This window comes from Marinobacter sp. SBS5 (assembly GCF_048285575.1).
GTDB lineage: Bacteria > Pseudomonadota > Gammaproteobacteria > Pseudomonadales > Oleiphilaceae > Marinobacter.
On record NZ_JBLWAZ010000009.1, the window covers coordinates 99886 to 118524 of the forward strand.

Annotated in this window: 17 protein-coding genes; 8 read left to right on the plus strand and 9 right to left on the minus strand. The window is 52.7% G+C overall.

Annotated elements, in window-relative coordinates:
- Positions 1-131 precede the first annotated feature (131 nt).
- On the minus strand, positions 132-1172 hold the full coding sequence (locus ACNQ6O_RS15095) for a zinc-binding alcohol dehydrogenase family protein (RefSeq protein WP_418054006.1): 1041 nt from the start codon (positions 1170-1172) through the stop codon (positions 132-134).
- Between the two features lie 101 nt (positions 1173-1273).
- Between ACNQ6O_RS15095 and ACNQ6O_RS15100 the strand changes: the two genes are divergently transcribed.
- The gene (locus tag ACNQ6O_RS15100) at positions 1274-2191 is read left to right on the plus strand and encodes a LysR family transcriptional regulator (protein WP_418054007.1); all 918 of its coding nucleotides are present in this window, start codon (positions 1274-1276) and stop codon (positions 2189-2191) included.
- Between the two features lie 18 nt (positions 2192-2209).
- Here ACNQ6O_RS15100 and ccoG read toward each other — a convergent pair whose 3' ends face one another.
- From ccoG to ACNQ6O_RS15125, 5 genes are all read right to left on the minus strand, one after another.
- A complete protein-coding gene (gene ccoG / locus ACNQ6O_RS15105) occupies positions 2210-3604 on the minus strand; it encodes a cytochrome c oxidase accessory protein CcoG (protein ID WP_418054008.1) in 1395 nt (464 codons plus the stop codon).
- Between the two features lie 110 nt (positions 3605-3714).
- Entirely contained in the window at positions 3715-5121 is a 1407-nt protein-coding gene (locus ACNQ6O_RS15110; RefSeq protein WP_418054009.1) for a PLP-dependent aminotransferase family protein, read from the minus strand.
- A gap of 134 nt (positions 5122-5255) precedes the next feature.
- A complete protein-coding gene (locus ACNQ6O_RS15115) occupies positions 5256-5954 on the minus strand; it encodes a copper resistance protein B (RefSeq protein WP_418054071.1) in 699 nt (232 codons plus the stop codon).
- A gap of 47 nt (positions 5955-6001) precedes the next feature.
- Positions 6002-7726 (minus strand): copper resistance system multicopper oxidase, encoded by a 1725-nt coding sequence (locus ACNQ6O_RS15120; RefSeq protein WP_418054010.1) that lies wholly within the window; start codon positions 7724-7726, stop codon positions 6002-6004.
- Positions 7727-7768: 42 nt separating this feature from the next.
- On the minus strand, positions 7769-8296 hold the full coding sequence (locus ACNQ6O_RS15125) for a cupredoxin domain-containing protein (RefSeq protein WP_418054011.1): 528 nt from the start codon (positions 8294-8296) through the stop codon (positions 7769-7771).
- 170 nt (positions 8297-8466) lie between these two features.
- On the opposite strand from ACNQ6O_RS15125, the gene ACNQ6O_RS15130 reads away from it, so the two are divergent.
- Together ACNQ6O_RS15130 and ACNQ6O_RS15135 are read left to right on the plus strand one after the other, a co-directional pair.
- Entirely contained in the window at positions 8467-9132 is a 666-nt protein-coding gene (locus ACNQ6O_RS15130; RefSeq protein ID WP_418054012.1) for a response regulator transcription factor, read from the plus strand.
- Positions 9119-10447 carry an ATP-binding protein gene (locus ACNQ6O_RS15135; protein ID WP_418054013.1) on the plus strand — a complete coding sequence of 443 codons (1329 nt, stop codon included), beginning with the start codon at positions 9119-9121 and terminating at the stop codon, positions 10445-10447. Before ACNQ6O_RS15130 ends, ACNQ6O_RS15135 begins: the two co-directional genes overlap by 14 nt.
- A 24-nt stretch (positions 10448-10471) precedes the next feature.
- Here ACNQ6O_RS15135 and ACNQ6O_RS15140 read toward each other — a convergent pair whose 3' ends face one another.
- The 3 genes from ACNQ6O_RS15140 to ACNQ6O_RS15150 all read right to left on the minus strand — a co-directional run bounded on the left by ACNQ6O_RS15140 (position 10472) and on the right by ACNQ6O_RS15150 (position 13547).
- Complete coding sequence (locus ACNQ6O_RS15140; protein WP_418054014.1) at positions 10472-11389, minus strand: pirin family protein; 918 nt, start codon at positions 11387-11389, stop codon at positions 10472-10474.
- Positions 11386-12870 (minus strand): malate:quinone oxidoreductase, encoded by a 1485-nt coding sequence (locus tag ACNQ6O_RS15145; protein WP_418054015.1) that lies wholly within the window; start codon positions 12868-12870, stop codon positions 11386-11388. The genes ACNQ6O_RS15140 and ACNQ6O_RS15145 overlap by 4 nt, the downstream gene beginning before the upstream one ends.
- Positions 12871-12983: 113 nt before the next feature.
- The gene (locus tag ACNQ6O_RS15150; protein WP_418054016.1) at positions 12984-13547 is read right to left on the minus strand and encodes a hypothetical protein; all 564 of its coding nucleotides are present in this window, start codon (positions 13545-13547) and stop codon (positions 12984-12986) included.
- Positions 13548-13681: 134 nt separating this feature from the next.
- Between ACNQ6O_RS15150 and ACNQ6O_RS15155 the strand changes: the two genes are divergently transcribed.
- The 5 genes from ACNQ6O_RS15155 to cysW all read left to right on the plus strand — a co-directional run bounded on the left by ACNQ6O_RS15155 (position 13682) and on the right by cysW (position 18639).
- On the plus strand, positions 13682-14737 hold the full coding sequence (locus ACNQ6O_RS15155; protein WP_418054017.1) for an NAD(P)-dependent alcohol dehydrogenase: 1056 nt from the start codon (positions 13682-13684) through the stop codon (positions 14735-14737).
- Between the two features lie 81 nt (positions 14738-14818).
- Positions 14819-15787 carry a beta-ketoacyl-ACP synthase III gene (locus ACNQ6O_RS15160; protein WP_418054018.1) on the plus strand — a complete coding sequence of 323 codons (969 nt, stop codon included), beginning with the start codon at positions 14819-14821 and terminating at the stop codon, positions 15785-15787.
- A 110-nt stretch (positions 15788-15897) separates the two neighbouring features.
- On the plus strand, positions 15898-16899 hold the full coding sequence (cysP, locus tag ACNQ6O_RS15165) for a thiosulfate ABC transporter substrate-binding protein CysP (RefSeq protein ID WP_418054019.1): 1002 nt from the start codon (positions 15898-15900) through the stop codon (positions 16897-16899).
- A gap of 9 nt (positions 16900-16908) precedes the next feature.
- Positions 16909-17781 carry a sulfate/thiosulfate ABC transporter permease CysT gene (gene cysT, locus ACNQ6O_RS15170; protein ID WP_418054020.1) on the plus strand — a complete coding sequence of 291 codons (873 nt, stop codon included), beginning with the start codon at positions 16909-16911 and terminating at the stop codon, positions 17779-17781.
- Positions 17782-18639, plus strand: a complete 858-nt coding sequence (cysW, locus tag ACNQ6O_RS15175; RefSeq protein WP_418054021.1) for a sulfate ABC transporter permease subunit CysW — start codon at positions 17782-17784, stop codon at positions 18637-18639.

Below are 18639 nucleotides of genomic sequence, written 5' to 3' on the forward strand. Positions count from 1 at the left end.
TGCTTGAAATCGGAGTCTAGTGAGGCAGTGGTGCGGCGTGAGAGCGACCTGCTCCGAAACAGTTCGCCCGCGCTGCTATCAACAGATAGCGGTCACGGGCTAAAGCCAGGCATTATAGCCAGAAGTTCTGATTACTCGAAGCCTTCCAGAACGATCTTGCCTACCGCTGTTCCTGCTTCCAATTCGGCATGTGCTGAACGCAGATGTTCAGCATTAATTGCCCCCAGATTCTTCCCGGCGGTGGTGCGAATGTAGCCCTGTTCCACGAGACTCGCGACCTTGTCCAGCAGCTCGTGCTGAACCTGCATGTCTTCGGCGCTATGCATGGAACGGGCGAACATAAACTCAATGTGAAGCGACAGACTCTTCGGTTTCATCTTCATTACATCCAGGGCCGCTGGATCGTCAATCAAGGCAATTTTCCCGAACGGCCGGAGCAACTCCACATAATCATCGAAGTACTGATCGGTGGCGTTCAAACTGGCCACGTGAGAGATCGAGGTGATTGATCCCTCCGACACCAGTTGCTCGATCTGCGGCTGCAGCGGCTCACGATGATTCACGACAAAATCTGCACCCAATGATTCCACCCATTGGCGCGACTCAGGCCGCGAGGCGGTCGCCACCACGGTGGCACCGGTCAGTTTCTTGGCCAACTGGATCAGTATGGAACCAACCCCTCCGGCGGCGCCAATCACCAGGATTACCTCATTACTCGGGGTAATGTTCCCTGGGTCCTGCTGCACAAGACCGAGATGGTCGAAGAGCATTTCCCAGGCGGTGATGCTAGTCAGGGGCAGTGCTGCCGCCTCCGAATCGCTCAGGCTCGCGGGCTTTCGGCCGACGATGCGCTCATCAACGATCTGGTACTCCGCGTTACTGCCCTGACGGGTAACATCGCCTGCGTAGTACACCTGATCGCCAGGCTTGAATAATGAGACGCCCTCGCCCGTCGCGACGACTTCTCCGACGGCGTCCCAGCCCAAAACCTTAATCTGACCCGCCTCTGCTGCGGCACGCTGGCGCACCTTGGCATCAACCGGATTGACGCCAATCGCCCTAACCCGGACCAACAGATCCCTTCCTGTAGCAACTGGCTGTGGCAGCTCAACGTCCTGCAAGGATTTTGGATCGTTGATGGGTAAAGAGTCGGTGTATCCAACAGCTTTCATGGGTTTCTCCCGAGTGAGTTGGTAGTGGCACTCAGTTTGATCCTTAATTACACTACGAAAAACAGGCTAATCCCATAAACATATTCAAATAGTTTTTGAAAATGACCTTCGATGATCTGACTGTTGTGCTCAAAGTGGCCGAATTCCGAAACATCACGGCGGCCGCCACCAGCCTTGATATGCGCCCTGCGACCGCAAGCGCGGCCGTCAAACGCGTTGAACAGACATTGGGGGTTGAGCTGTTTGTTCGCTCTACCCGCCACCTTCGGCTTTCAGCGGCCGGCGAAAAGTATCTGCCTCAATGCGAGCAGGCACTGGCATTGCTGGACGAGGCCCGACAGAACATTCGCTCCGGCGAAGAAGCCGTTGCAGGAGAAATTCGGCTATCGGTTTCATCCGATCTTGGCCGGAACCGGGTAGTCCCGTGGATCGACCAATTAATGACCTCTCACCCGGGCCTGAGCTTGCGCGTTCAAATTACCGACAGCAACGTCGATTTTTTCCGGGATTCCGTCGATATGGCTCTTCGCTACGGCTCGCCCGATGACTCCAATCTGTATGGTTTCAAAATCTGTGACATTCCACGCCTCCTCTGCGCTACACCGAGTTACCTGAGCGAGCATGGAACCCCCGCGCACCCACACGATCTGGCCAACCACAACGGGCTCTTCTATCAACTGCAGGACATTCCCTACGATTTGTGGACCTTTAAGCGGGGCGACGAGGAGTTTCGAATAAAAATGAAAGGCAACCGGGCGTCCAACGATGGCGATCTGGTTCGGCGCTGGTGTGTGGCGGGACACGGCCTGGCCGTGAAATCCTGCCTCGATATCTCGGACGACCTGCTGGCGGGAAGAGTCGTCAATGTCATGCCTGAGTATGCGCCACCGGTCTCAGAGTTATGGTTGATTTGCCCAACACGGCAATCGATCACGCCAGCAGTGCGATTGCTGAGGGATGCTCTGAAAGGGCATTGCCAGGACATCATCCAAATGATGAACCTTGAAGGAATTCTCTGAGGGCAAAGCCCATTACCCTCACCGGGGAGCGGGCGTTAAAAACGTAGTAGGTGCGACAATCCGCCGATCGGGCTCTTCGAAAGTGGTCACTTCAAAGGAAACGTCGGTCACTGCGCCCGGGATGCTTGAGGCATCTTTTTCCAGAACAACAGGAATTTCCCTCAGTTCGCCGGCGTTAAGCGTCACTCTATCCGGCCCACGCATGCTGAATCCTTCGGCACCGTAGACCCGAATGAAGGTATGCCGCGTTTCATTGGATTTATTGGTTAAATTGAGTAGATAACTGTTTTCAACAAGCCCTGAGCCGTTATACCGGAAGAGCCCCCTATCCCGTTCAACCTCCAGCGTTATTAAAGGTCGAGTGATCAAAGCCCAGGAAAACAAACCAATCATGGTTGCCAGTATAAAAAAGTAGGCGACAAGGCGAGGCCTGAGGATATGCCTCGTGCCGGTATTCAGCTCATTGAAACTGGCGTAACGAATCAGTCCCTTTTCGTAGCCCATTTTGTCCATGATCGAATCACACGCGTCGATGCATGCGGCGCACCCAATACATTCCATTTGCAGGCCATCACGAATGTCGATGCCAGTCGGACACACCTGCACACACATTTCGCAATCTATACAATCACCCAGCCCTTGAGCAGACGGATCTGACCCAATGGATCGGCTACCGCGAGGGTCGCCCCGGCCAGCATCGTACGCGACCACCAATGATTCATTATCAACCATGGAGGACTGGAAACGACCATAGGGACACATGTGTAAACACACTTTTTCACGAAACCAGCCAGCATTTACGTATGTCGCTGCGGTGAAGAAAAACACCCAGAAAAGTGCTGAACCGGAGAGATTAAATGACAGAAGATCTGGCACTAGGTCTCGTATCGGGGTGAAATACCCGACAAAGGTCACCGCAGTCACGGCACTGATTAGCAGCCAAAGGCCATGTTTCAGCACTCGTCTCAGGATTTTTTTCTGACTCATTCTTGCGCTATCTAACTTCATGCGCTGTCGACGGTCGCCCTCGGCCAGTTTTTCAGCCCAGAGAAAAACCCACATCCAAACACTTTGTGGGCAGGCGTACCCGCACCAAATCCTGCCTGCGACAGCGGTTATGAAGAAAAGTCCGAACGCACAGATGATCAGGATGGCTGACAACAGAACAAGATCTTCCGGCCAGTAAGTCGCGCTAAATATGTGAAATTTTTTGTCTGCGATATCCCATAGAACGGCCTGTCGCTCGCCCCAGTTCAACCAGACTGTTCCAAAATACAAAGCGAACAGAATGGCGCCGCCCCCCATTCGGATTTGACGGTATATGCCTGAAAAGCTTCGTGGGTAGATCTTGCCGGGCGCCCGACTTGGCGAGGAGTTCGGTGAAACCTGTGTGACCGGGATCAGTCGATTCATTGACCGTTTACCTTCCCAAAAGTTGTATGAAACTGATCGGGAAAGTATGGAGGCCTGCCAGAAATAGAGACAGGCCCAATTTTTTTAAGTTTTATAGGTACAGGCAACCGTTACGGGTCTTGAACCAGTTCCAATATGCGCTTCAGCGCTCGCGTCCGCTGGTCATCCCAAGGGTGAGCAAAGCTGACTCTTAAACAATTACCAAACCGCTCTGACACTGAAAAGAGGCTTCCTGGTGTAATGACGATGCCCTCATCCAGCGCTTTAGAATAGACATCAATTGTATTGATCTGTTCTGGTAATTCGACCCAAACGGCTAAACCGCCTTGAGGCGCCGTTGTCCGCACCGCCAATGGCCATGCTGCCAAATACTCCAGTAACTGGTCCCGCTGCTCTCGTAATTGAAGACGAAACTTGCGCACGAACGCAGCGTAATCGCCCTCTTGGATAAAGCTTGCAACACCTTGTTGAACAAAGCGACTGCTCGCTAATTGAGAGGTCAGTTTCATTTGAAGAATGTCAGCGTGCCACCTGCCCCCACTTACCCAGCCGAGCCTAAGATCGCGAGAAAGTACTTTTGACAGCGAGCTGCAATGAATAACCCGGCCCGATTGGTCCAGAGATTTAAGTGTGTCTGGCACACCCGACCAGCCCGTTTCGGCGTAGATATCATCCTCGATAATGGCGAGGTCGTGCTTCTCGGCTAGTTCAAGTAACCGCCTTCGGGCGGCTCTTGGCATAACCGCACCTCCTGGTGTTGCGAACGCGGGTTGTACCACGCAAACACGAACGTCCCAATGTTCCAGAATATCTGAAAACGCAGCGACATCCATGCCTGTCTGCAAAGAGGTTGGCACCTCGATGACCTTTAATTTCAATTGTTCCAACAACTGCAGAACGCCATAGAACCCCGGCGATTCGACGGCGACGATATCTCCTTCGGAACAAACCGTAAGCAAGGCCAAAAATAGAGACTGTTGGCATCCAGAGGTAATGCAAAGTTCGGATGCATCCGTCTTCCAGCCTCTTTTGGAAAATAGCGTGGCAAGCTGATTTCTCAGGCCGGGATCGCCCGCGGGTTCATCATAGTATTGAAAATCCCCTTTCTGACGCCGTAGTGCCCGACCAATTGAACGGTTTAGCTGCACGATCCCTTGAGGCATTTCCCCGGAGTGCAGATTCGGCGTTAGATCAAACGCCGCACTTCTCGTCATAATGTCCCGAAACAGCTCGCTTACAGATACTGGCTTAGGTGATTCAATCCGCTCCATCCGGCAGGGCGTGTCGAATTCTTCATTCTGATAGGTAACAAAGAAACCGGCCCGCTCACGGGATTCGATCAATCCTTTGGCTTCCAGCCGTTGCAGCGCGTGCTGAATGGTTATCTTTGCGCAACCGTGCAGGTCGCACAGCGTTCTGATGGAGGGCAATCGCTCGCCACATTTCCACCGGCCAGCCACGATACCTTGCTCTATTTCATCTTCCAGTAATTGGTACTTCGGGAGGCTACTATCCATGGTGTTGGCTCAACAGGTACAACGTCGGGCCATAATATAGATTCAAACGAACTACCAAGGCTACACCGACTTTCAAAACGCCGCCTTCAATGAATGAGTGTCCGTTCAGCGGAGGCGGCGTGACTCACTATCAGTCAGAAAGAGATTCTGGCTCCTACAACCACGAACCAGTCCTCGGTGCTACTTCCTTCAGATTCTGCGAAATCTGCCGAATCGCCATACTTTCGCTCGTGGACAACGCCTAAATAGGGAGAGAAAGATCGGTCGACCAGATCATAGCTCAGCCTCAAGCCTGTTTCCGTGGAAACCAGTCCCTTGCCGATACCGATCTCCCGGTCCTCGCTAAAGGCAATAGTGGCATCGAGCGTAGCAGCCAGAATCCAGTAATTGGTCAATAGCAGCTCGTATTCGGCGTCTACCTCGGCAGAGGTGTCACCTTCGTCGCTAACATAGAGGTTTGCGTCTACCTCAAACCACTGAGGAGCCAGTCCGGAAACGCCCAAAACGGCATAAGTGCGATCAGGACCTTCCGGCGTATCAAAGCGAACACCTGCTTTAGCATCGAAAAAGGTTGAGATTGGAATCTGGCCTACCAGTTGGTTCTCCAAGCCTTCGTACGCTTGTTCTTCTATGGCGTACTCACCCTTAGTAAGCCACCGGACTTTCAGTGCGTCAGTTCCGTAAAAGAAATCGCCGTTCCAGACACCGAGTTCTTCATCGTCATCGCTGTAGCGGTATTCAACTTCTTCGAACTGGATACCCCAAATCTTGAGCGGCTGTTTGCGTTCCGTGGTGTCTTCGATCATTCCCTGAGCAGCAGCCAAACCTGGCATTAGTACCGAGCCGATGAGGCCAGCCGTAAGCCAGAAGCGAGAAAAGCTCATGCGCCACCACCTTCGTTCGTCACCAACTCTGCGGAAGCCTGAGAGGACTGCGGCCCACCTTCAACCACGACTTTACGGAACATGCCGGCAGCGGCGTGGTACGAAAGATGGCAATGGAATGCCCATTGGCCCGGTGCATCCACTTCAGTCTCCATGAACACAGTCGTGCCCGGTTGAACACTCACTGTATGCTTAACAGGGTTCCATTGACCTGCACCAACGTCGAGGATGGACCACATACCATGAAGGTGCATTGGGTGCGTCATCATAGTTTCGTTGACGAACTTAAACCGGACACGCTCGCCGTATTGCAGCCGGATGGGGTCAGCATCCTCGTATTTGACGCCGTTTATGCTCCAGGTATAACGCTCCATGTTGCCCGTCAGTCGAAGTTCAATTTCACGGGTAGGCTCCCGCTCTTCATACAAGGGATTCTGTGCCTTTAAGTCCGCATAAGACAGGAACTTACCGCCATTGGCAGCTTCGGGCATGATGCCGCTGCCTTTAGCGTAAAACGGATCGTTTGGTTTCTCCTTGTCGGACCCCATACTGCTGTGGGCGGAGTGGTCCATACTCTCCATTGATCCATGGTCCATGGCAGACATGCCGCTATGATCCATCTCGTTCATGGACCCGTGATTCATACCTCCGTGGCCCATATCGCCATGATCCATGCCGTGCATGCCACCCATGTCGGCCATGGTGAGTCGGGCTGGCTTCCGCATAGTTGGAACTGCCGCTTCCATACCTTCTTTGGGTGCCAGCGTTGCGCGAGCATAACCAGAGCGCCCCATTGACTCGGCAAAAATCGTATAAGCCTGTGCATCGCGCGGCCGAACGATGACATCGTAGGTTTCAGCAACCCCGATGCGGAATTCGTCCACGTTAACCGGCTGCACGTTGTTGCCATCGGCCTGAACCACGGTCATGTTCAGCCCGGGAATACGAACGTCAAAGTAGGTCATCGCAGAGGAGTTAATGAAGCGTAAACGGATACGCTCACCGGGCTCAAACAGCCCGGTCCAGTTCTGGTTCGGTCCCTTGCCATTAATCATGCCGGTAAACCCTTGCACGTCTTCCACATCCGCCTTCATCATGCGCATGTCACCCCAATCCATCCGGTCCTTAAGGGTGTTTATCAAGCCGTTTTTCTTAGCATCACTGAAGAATTCGCCAACCGTCTGCTGCTCACGATTGTAGTAATCCGGCATCATTTTCAGATTGCGCATGATCCGGTCCCCAGTGTGGGGGTGTTTGTCCGTTAGTTGGATAACGTATTCCCGGTCATAGCGAAATGGCTCGCGGCCTTTTGGCTCAATAATGATCGAGCCAAACGCGCCGTCAGGTTCCTGAAAGCCAGAGTGACTGTGGAACCAGTAGGTGCCAGCCTGTACCACAGGAAATTCGTAGGTGAAGGTCTCGCCCGCTTTAATACCCGGAAAACTAATACCTGGCACGCCATCCTGCTGGAACGGCAGAATAAGGCCGTGCCAGTGGATGGATGTCATTTCATCCAAATTGTTCGTGACATTGATTTTGACGTCTTCCCCTTCCTTGAACCGAAGCACAGGGCCTGGGGATTTTCCGTTATATCCAATACCTTCTTTGATGAAATCACCGGTATCAATCGTGACACGGTCTACCGTCAGGTTATATTCCCCAGCGAACACCAACGCCGGAACAAAAAGGCTGAAAAGCCCCGCCAAAAGGCGCTTTCTCATGAGATCCACTCCGTATATCCGTTAGCAAATTAGGAGAGCGACTTACTTGAACGTGACATCACCATACATTCCAGCCTGATAGTGGCCGGGTACATTGCAGGCAAACTCGATGTTGCTTTCGTTGCTGAACGTCCAGACGATCTCCCCGCTTTTGCCAGGCTCAATCAGCACGCTGTTGGGGTCGTCGTGCTTCATGGAATGGCCATTTCCCATGTCCATTTCCATCATGTGGTGATTGAGCTTTCCACCCTGAATGACACCGTGCTCAACCATCATCATCATTTCTTCTTGATGCGCTTCGTGCATGGATGGCGTGCCGATATTGAACTCATGCACCAAGTTACCCTTGTTCTCCAAGACGAACCGAACGGTCTCCCCTGCACTCACCTCGATCTGTTCAGGCTCGTAGTAGTTATCGTACAGTTCGACAGTAATCGTGCGACTGGCCTCCGAAGCTACACCGGGTTCGCCGATTGGGGATCCATGCCCATGACCGTGTGTTCCGCCTGCAAAAACTGCCGGCGACAATGTGACTGCGGTTGCCAGAACTATGCTTTTTGCCAAAGTCATAACTATTCTCCTATCAAGGGTTGGGAAGGACGTGGCGCTTAAGAGGTTCCTACTGTCCCGTACCAACCTGAATCCTTGCTGAAAATTGCAAATGTTTTACCATTCAGGCCCGATTCAGGTAGCTGCCTCATACTCTCGGCCAACCATTCTCACGGAGTAAGACCCAATCCATGCGCCTACTGTTGGTAGAAGATGATCGTTTGTTAGCCGACGGACTTATTAGCCAACTTGAAAAAGCGGGGTTTAGCGTCGATTGGGCGAAAACCGCCAAAGATGCCACAAGCTTGGGGGTGCAAGAGGATTATCGAGCTGTGGTACTGGACCTGGGATTGCCCGACGGGAATGGGCTGGACGTACTTAAAATCTGGAGGGGGAACCACGTTAATTTTCCGGTACTGATACTTACAGCTCGAGGTGACTGGCAGGACAAGGTCAGCGGCCTTAAAGCGGGTGCAGACGACTATCTCGCCAAACCCTTCCAATTGGAAGAGCTCATAGCCCGGCTCAACGCCATCATACGCCGCAGCGACGGTCGCGTGGATTCCATGCTCAAAGCCGGCCCTTTCGAGCTTGATGAAAATCGCCAGGTTTTAAAAACGGCCGACGGCACCGAGCATAGCCTGACGGGTACCGAATTCCGTTTATTACGCTGTCTGATGAGTCGCCCGGGCCAAGTCTTTTCCAAAGACCAGTTAATGGAACAACTTTACAGCCTGAATGACACGCCTAATGAAAACGTTATCGAAGCTTATATTCGCAGGCTGAGAAAGCTCGTGGGAGCCGACTCCATCCTAACGCGGCGCGGCCAGGGGTATCTGTTTAATGAGGTTGTTTGAGAAACCATGGTCGGTAAAGAACACTCTGCTCCTGTGCTTGCTGCCGGCAGGCATCGGCCTGATGGCGCTTGCTTGGGTTATTCACGGTTATTTGCTCGACAGGATGTCCCGGGCATTTGTCGAAGACCGGCTCAAAGATGAGGTGGCCTTTCTGGAGCACCAAATACGCAAAACAAACGGCAATGTTAATCAGCTAAACACCGGAGATTATTTTCAGGACGTATTTCATCACGCATTCGCTATACAGACACCATCGAAAACCCTAGTATTACCAGATAGTTGGCGGACAATCTTAACCCCGTTACTAGATCATAGTGGAAGTGGACCGATTCGCGTCCAAGGCCAAACGGGGCCGGAAGCGACCTCGGATATGCTGGCCTACCGAAAAGCCTTCTCGGTGAATGGAATACCAATTGTTGTGATTGTTTCGGAAGATTTCGGTGCTCTGAAACACAGTCAAATGGAGCTGCACGTTTGGACTGCGGTTGTTTCCATTGTCTTAATTCTAATGTTAATCGTCGTAATATGGCTCGGCATCAATATGGCCATGCGCCCGGTCATTAAGCTCAAAAGTGCTTTAACGCGCCTTCAGAGTGGCCAAATCAACCGGATTGATATACAGGCCCCGGAAGAATTCGACCCCTTGGTTAAACAGCTTAATCAACTATTGGATTCTCTTGCCCAGAGGCTTGAGAAATCACGGGATGCCTTGGCCAATCTCTCCCACAGCGTCAAGACCCCGATTGCCGCCGTTCGCCAGATCCTAGAGGACACGGGGCGACCGCTCAATGACGATCTTCGTCTGCAAATGGCTAACCGGCTGGACAGTATCGATACTCAACTTGAAGCCGAGATGCGCCGCAGCCAGTTTGCAGGCCCACAAGTTGGGATGAGCGCCGACCCTCTCAAACAAGCCCGTGAACTGCTCTGGATGCTGGGACGACTGTATCCCGACAAGTCCTTTGAGCTTTCAAGTAGTTTACCGGAAGGCTGTCGATGGGCTATTGAGGAACACGACCTCAACGAAATCATGGGTAACTTGCTGGATAACGCAGGTAAATGGTCAGCACATTACGTCGAACTGACCTTGGAGGAGGTTGCCGGATCCCCACTGATCGCTGTGGCCGATGACGGCCCCGGCGTTCAAGAGACGGAACTTGCCCATCTTGGAAAGCGAGGGGTTAGACTGGACGAGCAGACACCAGGCCACGGTCTGGGCCTAGCTATCGTGCGCGATATCGTCGAACGCTATGGCGGAATCATCACCTTTTCATTGCGCGCTCAACAAGGTCTAGAAGTTCGAGTATTGATCTAACGATGTAAACGAAGTCGCAGAACGTTACTCCGGCAACGGAATGAACTCGTCGTCATCACCCACGACTTTCGGGAAGTTTTGGGCCTTCCAGTCAGCTTTCGCTTGCTCAATACGTTCGCGCCGAGTCGACACAAAATTCCATTCGATATACCGATGGCCCAGGTTCTCACCACCGACAAACGCGATGCGTGAATCACGCTTTGCCGTCAGCTCAATTCCCTTCTCATCGGTAAACACCGCCATGGAATACTCGTGAATGCTGGCATCTTTAACCGAAACCTCTCCTTCAGCAACGTAAACGGCTCGTTCTTCCGCATCTGGAACCACGATGCTCTGGCCGGCTTTTAAGTGTGCTTCGACATAAAGCGTGTCCGCATAGACTTTAACCGGGGAGGATTTCCCGTAAGCGCTGCCCATAATAACTCGAACCGGCACGCCGTCGACATCCACCCGGGGAATCTCGGCATCGGGATAATGATAAAAAGCGGGTTCAACCTCTTCATCGGCTTCAGGCAGTGCGAGCCAGAGCTGCAGTCCGTGCAGGCGGTGCGGCTTTTCAGTAACCTCGGGACGCTCCCGCTCAGAGTGGGTAATGCCCTTGCCTGCCACCATGAGGTTCACATCACCCGGGCGGATGGTCTGGTAGCTGCCCACCGAATCTCTGTGCAGTATTTCGCCTTCGAACAAGTATGTCACCGTTGCCAGATTGATGTGTGGGTGCGGCCGCACGTTAATACCTTCACCGGCGGGGAACTCAGCGGGCCCCATGTGATCGAAAAAGATCCACGGCCCAACCATGCGGCGTTTGATCGTTGGCAGAACACGGCGCACTTTAAAGCCGCCGAGATCTTTTTGACGGGTTTCAATCAACAGATCAATATTCTGACACCCGTCCGGCTTTTCACACTCTTGGTCAAAAACCTCTTTTCTTTGCGTACTCATCCTTTCTCCCCTGACATCTTTTGTGTTTCTGGAGTGGTTATTCCCAGCGTCTGGTTGACCGAATCGCGAATTTCCCGGTAACGGTCTGGGTTATGGGCCAAAACTTCAAGGTCATCCTCCGGGAACATCTCTGATTTTTTTCGCATGGCACCATCATCGGCTACCGCTGCCGGAAATAAACGCTCTAAACAACGTAACATGACCTCTGGCGAAACTGAGGCTCCGGGGGAGGCGCCGAGCAGTGTGGAGTAGGTTCTGTCCGTAGAAACGATGATTTCTGTCCCCATCTGCAAAGCGCCGTCTTTGATAATTTGTACGCGCTGACCGGCTTCGATAGGTGCCCAGTCAAATTTGTCACCCAGCCCGGGCGCAAACTTTTCCAGCTCGGCGAACATGCTCTTCTTGCCCTTAAAGCTCTCGGATACCAGGTATTTGACCAGCGGGAAGTGGTCCAGCGTGACATTCAAGAGCCCGGGGATATCGTGTAACCGTAACGAGGTCAGGTAGTCGAAGAAACCGCGGCCTTTTTCGAGCACAGGCTTAAAGGAAGCAAATGGGCCGAACAGTAGATAGTGCTGCCCATCCACCATCCGCAAATCCAAATGAGGCACCGACATGGGAGGGGCTCCCACTTCTGCTTTGCCATAGGTTTTTGCCCGGTATTGCTCGGCTTGCTCAGGCTTGATCGGTGCTTGTAAAAAGCGGCCACCCACTGGAAAGCCGGTGAATCGGCTGCGGAACGGCATCAAGCTTTTCTTCAGAATCGGAAAGGCGCCTCCGCCTGCACCCACAAAAAGCACATCCGCTTTATGCTGAATAGGGCCCTCATCGTTTTGGGCTTCAATCAGCCATTGGCCCGTGGGGCTTCTGTGTACCCTTTTCACATGGGTGCCAAATTCAATTTGAACCCCTAACTCACGCACTGCGTAGGCCGCCATTTGTTCGGTCAATGAGCCGAAATTAACGTCGGTACCGGTTTCGATGGCTGTTGCGGCCATTTTCTCATGGCGTGCACGCCCTTCCATGGTAAAAGGGATCCAGCTTTTGATCTCATCGAAGTCATCAGAGAACTTCATCTGCTCGAAGAAATGGTGAGCAGACATCTCGTTAAAACGCAGTCTCAACATGTCTATGAACTGCTCTGAAACGATGGTGCAGTGCTTGGTGGGGTTAATGAATGAGGTAGGGTCTTCGATGGCGCCTTTGCGAACGAGATAGGCCCAAAATTGTTTAGCCACGTTGAACTGCGCGTGAATTTTTAACGCTTTCTCAACAGAGATAACCTCTTCATCGACCGGGGTATAATTCAGCTCGCAATTAGCCTCGTGCCCAGTTCCCGCATTGTTGAAAGCCCAGGAATTTCCGGCTCCGGGGCCATCGAGCCGTTCGAGAATCGTGATGTCTAGATTGGGAACCATCTCTTTTGCCAGCACAGCAAGGGTAGTTCCCATAATACCGGCACCGATAATGATCAGGTTCATAGATTGCACTCGCTACAGATGAGTTTACAGGGCTGTTAATTTCAGCCCTCTCCCTCAAAAGTAGCACGGAACATTTCGCCCTGCCCTTGCGCTTCGTTTATGCCAGCCTGCGTTTACTGCATTCGGCGTTCGGCATCGCGCCTTGCATCTTTCAGGAATGAATCCACAGTTTCGCCCGGTAGCAGCAATTGCTTTTTAATCATCTCATCCCGCCACTCCGATTTCTCAAAGATACAACGGTATTCATTCGGGAACTCGGCGTAGAGCTGTTTGAAGCGGTCACGGGCTTTTGCTTTATTAGGATATTTTCGGCGTGACTCCAATACCGCTATGTTGTAAAGCGCGCCCGCACGTACGTTTTCAGACAATGATTCATTCTTATAAATGGTATCCAATCGCTCAATAACCTCATTGACACCCGTTAGGCGGTGTTCTTTGATGATCTTGATTGCAGGTTCCATAATGCGGTCTTCGCCGTGCTGACAGGGTGAGCCCGCGTGATCCTGCTGATACTGATCAACGGCGCGCTCTACATTGTGTTTGTATTTTTGATCCTGTTTCTGCTCATACACGTATCCTGTGCCGACGGTAGTGGCGATGGTGCCGGGCATGCAGCCGCCAAACGTCAATGTACAGGCCATGACGACCAGAGAAAGTTTCGTTTTAGCGTGTGACAAGCGGATTCTCATCATTTAATCCCGGGTGAAGGTTTAGATTGGTTTTACATTCTGTTACACGTGACGTTATCTATATTCAAGTGCGAGTACCGTGAGCTCGGTATAAAAACATACAAATAATCCAGGAGTGTTCCATGTCCCATACGCGCGCCTACGCCGCTCAATCGGCAGAATCCGGGTTGGCCCCTTACACCTTCGAGCGCCGCTCCCTTCGTGACGACGATGTGGCCATCGAGATTGACTACTGCGGTGTGTGCCACAGCGATCTGCATGTTGTAGAAGATGACTGGGGTGGTTCTCAGTATCCGGTGGTTCCCGGGCACGAAATCATTGGTCGCGTTACGGCCGTGGGCCCTGGCGTGACGGCATACAAATCAGGCGATCTCGTCGGTGTTGGCTGCATGGTCGACAGTTGCCGCACATGTTCTGCCTGCGATTCCGGGCTTGAGCAGTATTGTGATGAAGGCATGACCCCAACGTATGGCGGGGTTGATCGGCAAGACGGATCGATCACGATGGGCGGTTATTCCGATAACATCGTCGTCCGTGAGCGGTTTGTCGTTCGGGTTCCCGAGAAACTCGACCCTGCAAGTGCGGCTCCCATACTGTGTGCTGGCATTACTACTTACTCTCCCCTCAAGCACTTCAAGGTCGGGCAAGGCCATAAAGTGGGTGTTCTTGGCATGGGCGGCCTTGGGCACATGGGCGTGAAGTTTGCCAAAGCACTAGGGGCAGAGGTCACTTTGTTCACGCGGTCCGAAAGTAAAGTTGCGGAAGCCAAGAAACAAGGCGCGGATCACGTTGTGGTTTCAACGGATCGCAACCAGATGAAGGCCGTGTCAAACACGTTCGATTTCTTGCTCGACACGATTCCCGTCGCCCATGACCTGAACCCATACCTGAAATGTCTGAATCACGATGGCACCCACATTCTCGTTGGGCTACTGTCTGCCATTGAGCCCCCGGTGAATGCAGGACTGTTACTGCTCAAACGCCGTGTGATTGCAGGGTCTTTGATTGGCGGCATGCCAGAAACCCAGGAGGTATTGGATTTCTGCGCAGAACACGACATCAGCTGCGACGTGGAGATGCTCGATATCCGAGATATCAATGACGCCTACGTGCGCATGAAGAAAGGCGACGTTAAGTACCGTTTTGTCATCGATATGAGAACATTAAAAGAGGGCTGAGACGAACCGCTAATAACGATTCCCGTGGCGCAAGGTTAGCATGAGGTCATTAATGATCGCATATGACCTTGGACGCCACCCATGACTTACGCTCGCATAGCCGGAACTGGTTCTTATTTGCCAGACAACGTTGTCACCAATCTTGAACTGGAAAAGAAGGTAGATACTTCTGACCAGTGGATTCGAGAACGTACCGGTATCGAGCAGCGGTACATTGCCCTTCCCGGCCAAACGACTGTGGATTTGGCAGAACAGGCGGCCTTGCGAGCGATTGAGGCTTCCGGTATCGATGTTTCCGAGATCGACCTGATCATCTTCGCCACCACAACCCCGGATAAAATCTTCCCCAGCTGCGCCTGCATTCTCCAAGCACGCTTGGGTCTCCAAGGTTGTCCTGCTTTTGACATACAAGCTGTGTGCAGCGGGTTTGTCTATGCGCTGGCCACAGCGGAGAAGTTCATTCGCTCTGGCAGTAGTAAAAAAGCACTGGTGATCGGAGCCGAGGTGTTTTCTCGCATTCTGAACTGGGAAGACCGTACCACCTGCGTACTGTTTGGTGATGGCGCTGGCGCGGTGGTACTCGAGGCCAGCGAGGAAACGGGTATTCTATCTACCCACCTGCACGCTGATGGTCGATATGAAACCTTGCTTCACGTGCCCTGTGGTGTCGCCAATGACTTCGACGCCGTGAAGGCGGGTCAGGCGTTTGTAGAAATGAAGGGAAACGAAGTGTTCAAGATGGCGGTGAACACGCTCGGCAAGATTGTCGATGAAACCCTTGAAGCGAATCAGATGCAGAAATCCGACATAGACTGGCTGGTTCCGCACCAGGCCAACCTTCGTATTATTTCCGCCACCGCCAAAAAACTGAATATGTCGATGGACCAGGTTGTGGTCACAGTGAATCGACATGGCAACACTTCTGCCGCCTCGATCCCTCTGGCGCTGGATGAAGCTGTGCGTGATGGGCGTATCAAACGCGGAGAAGTCGTGCTCTTAGAGGCTTTCGGAGGCGGTTTTACGTGGGGTTCTGCATTACTTCGTTACTAACAACATATTCGAAATAGTAATTTGAATAGTCGCTTAAAGTCTTTTTAGTTCTTAGCAAGCTTTGTTAAATTGCCCCTCAGATTTACTTATTAGGTACTGAGGAGCTCGACATGAAAACGTTCTTTAAAGTCATCGCGCTTGGCGCTGCCCTACTCTCTGCTCAGCCAGCTCTTTCTGCTGATCGGGAGCTTCTCAATACCTCCTACGACATTGCTCGCGAGCTGTTCGCCGCATACAACGTCGAGTTCCAGAAACATTGGCAAGAAAAAACCGGCGAAACTGTTGATATCAAACAATCTCATGCCGGTTCTTCCAAGCAGGCGCAAGCCATCATCCAAGGCCTGAAGGCCGATGTTGCTACCTTTAACCAAGTTACCGACATCGACATCCTTCACACCCGGGGTCGTCTGATCCCTGAGAACTGGGCAGAACGCCTGCCCAACAACAGCTCTCCTTATTATTCCACCATGGCGTTCTTGGTGCGCAAGGGTAACCCTAAGAACATCCAAAACTGGGATGACCTGATTCGCGAAGACGTTTCTTTGGTGATGCCTAACCCCAAAACATCGGGTAATGGCCGTTACACGTATTTGGCGGCATTAGGCTTTGCGCAGGATCAGTTCGGTGACGATCAGGACAAGATTGATGACTTCCTTGCGTCTTTGCTGGGCCAAGTCCGCGTCTTTGACAGCGGCGGCCGTGGTGCAACCACCACCTTCGTTGAGCGCGGTATTGGTGATGCCTTGCTGACCTTCGAATCCGAAGTGCTGAACATTGCGGATCGCTTGGAAGGTGAATACGAAGTGGTTACCCCGAAAGTCAGTTTCCTGGCTGAATTCCCGGTGACTTGGATCGATGATTACACCAAGCAAAATGGTACCGAGGCTCTGGCGAAAGAGTATCTAAGCCACCTCTACTCTGAAGATTCTCAGCGCCTTCTGGCTAGCTTCAACTACCGGGTTCAGAACGAAACCGTCTTGAAAGAGAACGCGGACCGCTTCCGTGACCTCAAACTTAAGTCCATCGATGAAATCGCCGGAGGCTGGGAAAAGGCTATGAAAGCTCACTTTGCCAGCGGCGGTAAGCTCGACCAGCTTCAGCGTCGGCGGTAAGAGACTCTAATGTCTGCATCCGCTCAAACAAGCGTCGCCGCAGTGCGGCGTTTTTCCGGTCGTAGCAAACGAGTTTTACCCGGGTTCGGGTTAAGCCTTGGTATCTCCCTGTTTTTCGTCAGCCTTGTCCTGTTGCTGCCGTTAACCGGGCTGGTGGTGGAAACGTCTGGCATGACGTGGGACCAGTTCGTGTTCACCATCACGGACCCACGGGTTATCGAATCCTATAAAGTAACCGCCTGGACAGCCCTTGCCGCCTCTTTGTTCAACGGCGCGTTCGGTCTCCTTCTCGCGTGGGTCTTGGTGCGCTACGAATTCCCCGGCAAGCGTTTGATTGATGCGGTCGTGGACCTTCCCTTTGCTTTGCCTACTGCGGTAGCCGGTATCACGCTAGCAACCTTGTTTGCGCAAAACGGTTGGTATGGGCAGTGGCTAGACAAACTGGGCGTCGAAGTGGCATTCACCCCCATCGGTATCGTGGTGGCCATGGCCTTCACGAGTATTCCTTTTGTTGTGCGCACCGTTCAACCAGTACTCGAAGAGCTCTCACCTGCTGACGAAGAAGCGGCTGTGAGTCTGGGCGCTTCCGACGGCCGTGTGTTCCGCAAGGTTATCTTTCCTTCTCTTTGGCCGGCATTGATTACGGGGGTTGCGTTGTCGTTTACACGGAGCCTGGGCGAATTCGGTGCCATCATCTTTATCGCTGGTAACACGCCTTACGTCAGCGAAGTAACCAGCCTGATGATCTTTATTCGCTTGCAGGAATACGACTACGCAGCCGCCAGTGCGATTGCTTCTATGGTGCTGCTGGCTTCATTGATTCTGCTGTTTGCGATCAATCTATGGCAAAGCCGTTACTTACGCCGTTTGGAGGGCCGATAGATGTCACTCCATAGAAACCGCGTGGGCGACCAGCCTTGGGTTCGCCGCACACTGATCGGCTTGGCACTGATCTTGACCGTGATCTTGCTGGTGATTCCGGTTGTGGTGATCTTTACTCAGGCGCTGAGCGCGGGGTGGAGTACCCTCGCGGGCAACATCATGGACGAGTACACCCTGCACGCGATTGGGCTGACGCTGTTCGTGGCATTATTGACCGTTCCACTGAACCTGATTTTTGGTGTTGCACTGGCGTGGTCGGTCACCCGGTTTAAGTTCCCAGGCCGTAAATTGCTGATCACCTTGATCGACATTCCGTTTGCTGTATCACCCGTGGTCGCAGGTCTGCTCTATTTGCTGCTTTATGGCCGCAACGGTTGGCTTGGTGGTTGGCTCAGCGCCCACGACGTTCAGCTCATGTTCGCTTGGCCCGGCATTGTGATGGTGACCGTATTCGTGACCTGCCCGTTCGTTGCCCGGGAGCTCATACCACTGATGCAACAACAAGGCAGCGAGGAAGAGGAAGCGGGCGTGGTTCTGGGTGCGTCAGGCTGGCGTATTTTTCGGAAGATCACCTTGCCTAATATCAAGTGGGCCCTTATCTACGGGGTGATACTCACCAACGCACGGGCCGTTGGGGAATTTGGTGCGGTGTCGGTAGTGTCGGGCAACGTGCGAGGCCAAACCAACACTTTGCCCCTACACGTTGAGCTGCTGTATCAGGATTACAACATCGTCGGGGCTTTCGCCAGTGCCTCGTTACTTGCTGCCATTGCGATTCTTACACTGGTAGCCAAAGCCTTTGTCGAGTGGCGGCAGGCTAAATCTGAACATTCCGCGCCGGAAACAGGAGGTGTCTGA